The following is a 3965-nucleotide window of genomic DNA, read 5'->3' on the forward strand; positions in this document are numbered from 1 at the left end:
CCAGCGACCCGGTGGGCCTGGCGCAGCGCCGAGTACGCCACCCAGTCACCCCGCCCGACGAGGCGGTGCTTGAGCCCGGTCACGCCCGATGGCAGTAGCGCAGCTCACCCCGGCCGGTCAGCTTCTCCCCCGCCGGGTGGATCCGCTCCACCCCGGTCGGCAGCAGCGTGGCGTCCGGCACGCAGACCTGGTTGCCGTGCATCAGCGCGTCCCGCACACCGGGGTCACCGAGCAGCAGACGGTCTGGCACGAAGCGGGCAAACCAGTCGACGTCGTCGAGTGCCTCCACCTCGACGTCGACGTGGCGAGCGGCGGCCCGCCGGTAGCGGCGCAGCCGCTGGAACCGGTCACCCTGGAACAGCACGTCGCCGTACAGATCGTCGGCCGGTGACATCGACAGCGGGGCGATCTCGTCGCAGACCTGGTCGGGCGGGCCGCCGGGGGCCACCGTGTCGGTGAAGCGCATCGTCGCGGTGAAGTGATCGGCGGCGAAGCCCGTCTCCTCGCTGCGGATGGCGACCTGGACGGTGTCGTCGTCGGTCACCGTCGCGGCCACCCGGATCCGGCTGCGGCCGTACGGCGGGACGATGATCGGCCGGAGGAACTCGGCCCGCTCGATGACCGGCACCCGTCCGTCGCCGGTGACCGCACCGGCCACCTGGGCCATCGCCTCCATGCCGAACACCGCCGGGAAGAGCAGGTTGCCGTCGAGAAGGTGGTCGGCCAGGTAGAGGTCGGTACCGACGTTGAGGTCGACCTCGGTGACCAGCTCCACGCCGTGGTACCGGATCAACGGCCGTTCCACGAACCGCAGCAGCGGCAGCTCCGGCAGGTCGTACCGGACCGTGTCGATGCCCTCGGTGCGGCCGCTGATCACCACAGTGCCGGGCGCGTCCGGGTCGGCCAGCAGCCGGCGCAGGATCGCGATGCCCTGGTCCGGCGTGACCGGGGTGACCCCGTCGCGGGTGAGGGACTCGACCACGGAGAGCCGTTCGCCCATGCCGACACCCGACCAGACCGACCATTCGAGGCAGACAGCCCGGCATCCCGGGTGCCGTCGGCCGAACTCCTCGGTGGTCTCGGCCAGCCAGTCGTTGGCGGTGGCATAGTGCGCCTCGCCGCGCAGCCCGGCGCGACCGATGATGCTGCCCAGGGTCACCAACAGCTTGAGCCGGTCCGGGTCGACCGCTTCCAGGGTGGCCCTCAGGCCGTCGATCTTCGGCGCGAGCGTGGCCCGGAAGTCCGCCAGGTTCAGCCTGGCCAGCGAGGCGGGCTCGTTACGGCCGGCACCGTGCAGGACCGCGGTGACCGGGCCGAGCTGCGCTGTGAGTTCGGCGACGGCACGACGTACCTGGTCGGCGTCGGTGATGTCGGCGCGGGCGTAGCGGACCGTCACCCCGGCCTCGGCGATCCGGGCCAGGTTGGCCGCCAGCTCGGTGTCGGCCGCCGGGTCGGAACGGCCGAGCAGGGCCAGGCTCGCCCCGCTGTCGGTGGCCATGGCGAGCGCGCACTCGGCGGTGATGCCCTTGCCTCCGCCGGTGACCAGCAGCACGTCGTCCGCGCCGAGCGCGGGACGGGGCCGGGCGGCACGCACCGGCATGGCGCGCAGCGTCGGCACCCGGCGTACGCCGGAGGTGTCGTAGTGCACCTCGCGGTAGTCGGCGGTGCCCGCCACCTCGGTCACCACCCGGTCCACCACGGCCGCGTCGTCGGGAAGGTGGACGATGGTTACCCGGGCGCGGGGCTGATCAACAACGCCGGTCTGTGGTGGCAGCCGGCACAGCGTACGAAGGACGGCTTCGAGTCTCAGATGGGAGTCAACCACCTCGGCCACTTCGCGCTGACCGGCCTGCTCCTCGACATGCTTGAGCGATCACCGGCCGGACGGATAGTCACGGTCAGCAGCAAGGCGGCCGCCACAGGCTCCGTCACGGCCCTCGACCCCCGGAGCCTCGACGGGTACCGGCCAACCACGGCCTACAACGCCTCGAAACTCGCGAACTTGCTGTTCGCGTTCGAACTGCAGCATCGACTCGCCGCGGCCGACTCATCGACGATCAGCCTCGCGGCTCATCCGGGCGGAGCGCGCACCAGCCTCTTTCGTGACGCATCCTCAGGCTTCCGCGTGGCCAACGCGACGCTTGGGTGGCTGTTTACCCAGCCTGCTCGGGCCGGTGCACTGTCCGTACTCCGGGCGGCCACCGATCCACGAGCCGTCGGCGGCGAGTACTACGGACCGGGCGGTCCGGGGCAGTTCAAGGGCAACCCGAAACCGCACCGGGCCCCGGACCGTGCCTGCGACCCGGCCACACGACGCCGATTGTGGGCGATGTCCGAAGTGGCGACAGGCGTCGCCTACCCCTTGCCTGCCGAAGCTGCGCACTGATCTATTCCTGCGACCCAGCGTACTGCTGGTCACGCCGGCCGGGTCACGGCTGAGGGCGCTGCCCGGGGAGATCGTGGATCGCGGTCAGGAAGCGCGACTGGTCGTCGCGGAGCGCGGGCTGGGTGAGCCGGATCCAGGAGCCGTCGTCGAAGAGGATCGTGGACGTCAGCTGCACGAGCCCGGTCGCGCCGCGCTCCGAGTCGACCCGCGCCACCCGGTCGCGTCGCATACTCCACAGCACCCGCGGTTGCCGTCGGTCGGGCCGGTCGGCGTCCGGGCGGGGGCCCATCCGCAGCAGGTGCAGGTGGGTATCGGTCACCGCCAGCGGGGTGCCGCTGTAGCGCTCCAGGAACAGCAGCAGGCTGCCGGCGAGGGTGGCGAGGTCGCCGCTGAAGACGTACCGGCGGCGATGGGCGATCTCGGCGAGCTGCTCGGCCAGCGGCCGGTACTGGCTCAGCCGGAACAACGCCCGGAACGCCTCCTGCTCCTCGGTGAGCGCGATGGGATCCCGCTGCACCCGCTGCTGTGGAGGGGCCGGCTCCGGTTCGGCTGCCTCCGGCACACCGGCGGCGATGGCGCCGGCCCTGCCCGGCAGCAGCAGCACGCCCGCGGCCAGCCGGACCGGCGTCAGCACCGCGTCCACCCAGACCACCGGGTTGACGATGTTGAGTAGCCCGAACAGCACCTTCGGATCGAGCGAGTCGACGAACTCATCGGCCATCACATCGGCGAGCTGCCGACCGGCCCTGTGGGTCTGCGGGGGGCGAACCGGGCCGAGCCCCACATAGCGCAGCTCCTGCCCGGGCAGCAGTGGCGCGACGAGAGCGCGTTCGGGTTCGTCGCTGGTGCGGAACTCGTCGCGCAGCTCACGGGCCTTGTCCCGGGCGGCCCGCGCGCCGCCGAGCACCGCATCGGTGAACCGACCGAGCCGGCCACGCTCCCCTGACGTCACGCGTTCCTCCTAGCGGCCCGCCGGCTGACCCGCCGGCGGCTGCCCGAAGACATTCTGGTCGCCCCACCCCGCCCCGCCCCGCCCCGCCCCGCCCCGCCCCGTCTGGTCGACCTGGCCCCCCGCGACCGTCCCCGGGCGAAACCGGTCCAGCGCGTCGATCTTGCAGTTCCTGTTGCCGTTATGGTGCGACGTGACTGTTTTGTCGCGACAGGAAGTGCAAGATCGGCGCGGCGAGGGGGTTGGGCGGGCGCGGCGCGGCGCGAACCGGTGGGGGCGGCGTTGTTGGTCACCCTGGAGGGGGTGGCAAACGGCCGCTGGGCTGGGCAGCATGGAGGGCATGGACTACGAGTACGCGCCACTGCGGCTGCCGCCGAACGTCGACCGGTTGACCGCAGCGGCGCAGTTGGCGATCCAGGCGGAGTTCTCCGGGTGGGAGTTGGCCCGGGTGCGGCTGTACCGGGACGGCACGCGGCAGGTGGTGCTACGTCGGCGGCGGGTCAACCAGCCGCAGCCGGGTCTGTCGTACTGACGACCGGGCGGTGCCGCCCGAGGCCGGTGAGCGGGCCGAAGCCCCTGCTGTAGAGGAACCCCCACATCACCGCCCCGATGACTGTGGGGATCGCGTAC

Annotated in this window: 3 protein-coding genes and 1 pseudogene; 2 read left to right on the forward strand and 2 right to left on the reverse strand. The window is 72.1% G+C overall.

Going from position 1 to position 3965, the window contains the following annotated elements; genetic code table 11:
* Positions 1 to 118: 118 nt before the first annotated feature.
* A pseudogene (locus ABZ749_RS30930) lies at positions 119 to 1744 on the reverse strand (SDR family oxidoreductase); the annotation flags it as partial.
* Here ABZ749_RS30930 and ABZ749_RS30935 point away from each other — a divergent pair.
* On the forward strand, positions 1718 to 2386 hold the full coding sequence (locus ABZ749_RS30935) for an SDR family NAD(P)-dependent oxidoreductase (RefSeq protein WP_357233957.1): 669 nt from the start codon (positions 1718 to 1720) through the stop codon (positions 2384 to 2386). The pseudogene ABZ749_RS30930 and the gene ABZ749_RS30935 overlap by 27 nt on opposite strands.
* Before the next feature lie 43 nt (positions 2387 to 2429).
* On the opposite strand, the gene ABZ749_RS30940 is transcribed toward ABZ749_RS30935, so the two are convergent.
* The gene (locus tag ABZ749_RS30940) at positions 2430 to 3338 is read right to left on the reverse strand and encodes a hypothetical protein (protein ID WP_357233961.1); all 909 of its coding nucleotides are present in this window, start codon (positions 3336 to 3338) and stop codon (positions 2430 to 2432) included.
* Positions 3339 to 3675: 337 nt separating this feature from the next.
* Here ABZ749_RS30940 and ABZ749_RS30945 point away from each other — a divergent pair, with 337 nt between their 5' ends.
* A complete protein-coding gene (locus ABZ749_RS30945) occupies positions 3676 to 3867 on the forward strand; it encodes a DUF5703 family protein (RefSeq protein ID WP_013734349.1) in 192 nt (63 codons plus the stop codon).
* Positions 3868 to 3965 lie beyond the last annotated feature (98 nt).

The sequence above is a fragment of the Micromonospora sp. NPDC047753 genome (assembly GCF_040642735.1).
Lineage (GTDB): Bacteria > Actinomycetota > Actinomycetes > Mycobacteriales > Micromonosporaceae > Micromonospora.

Bases quoted from the DNA above. Each gene is read 5' to 3' on its own strand.
- ABZ749_RS30945 (WP_013734349.1), top strand. From the start codon at position 3,676: ATGGACTACGAGTACGCGCCACTGCGGCTGCCGCCGAACGTCGACCGG.